This is a genomic window from Vibrio sp. D173a, assembly GCF_030248475.1.
This window is the reverse complement of record NZ_JAHGAH010001387.1, coordinates 1-666: the sequence shown is the minus strand read 5'-3', so window position 1 is coordinate 666 and position 666 is coordinate 1. Positions and strand designations below refer to the sequence as shown.

Annotated in this window: 1 pseudogene; it reads left to right on the top strand. The window is 45.6% G+C overall.

What is annotated here, in order from left to right:
• A pseudogene (locus KIV40_RS33540) lies at nt 1-586 on the top strand (SgrR family transcriptional regulator); the annotation flags it as partial.
• Nucleotides 587-666: the final 80 nt, after the last annotated feature.

The following is a 666-nucleotide window of genomic DNA, read 5'->3' as shown; positions in this document are numbered from 1 at the left end:
ATTAGAGGTCAATCGTGGCATGTTTGGCTTACAACACGCCAAGAACATCTTGCCGAGCTGGAGCCCTGTCTACCGCATGCCGAACCCGGCGTGTGCGTTGCCTAAGAAACTCACGATAGCGGTTTATGATTACTACGCCTTGTATCGCTGCGCCGTGAGTATTGCAGATTTATTGAGATTTCAAGGCGTGGAAGTTGAGGTCAATACCTACAGCTTTCGCGATTTGACCCAGCGCTCTCAGACTAATCAGCTGAGCGAAGATCTTATCTTGTGTAACTTAAACCTTGATGACAATGCGCCTTCATCACTGTTTTCATGGTTGATGAATGATCCCGTGTTGCACTCGGCTTTGGGCCAACCGAGTAGTGACTGGCTCAAGTCACATCTCGATGAACATAAAGCATCGGTCGAGCTGGAAGATTACCTAGAGCAACTAGAGCCAATTGCGACCAGTTTAGTCACAGATTACTGGCTGCTACCGTTGTTCCATCACCTTCAAACGGTTCGATTCCAAGGGATCTTGAAAAATGTGGCCATTACCAACTGGGGATGGCCAGAGTTTAAAGATGTTTGGTCAGTCGATTAACTTCATGAATCTATAGATTATTTTTAAGCCTAGCTGGTGGGTCTCTAGCTAGGCTTTAATTTTCTTAGAATAAAAGTTAC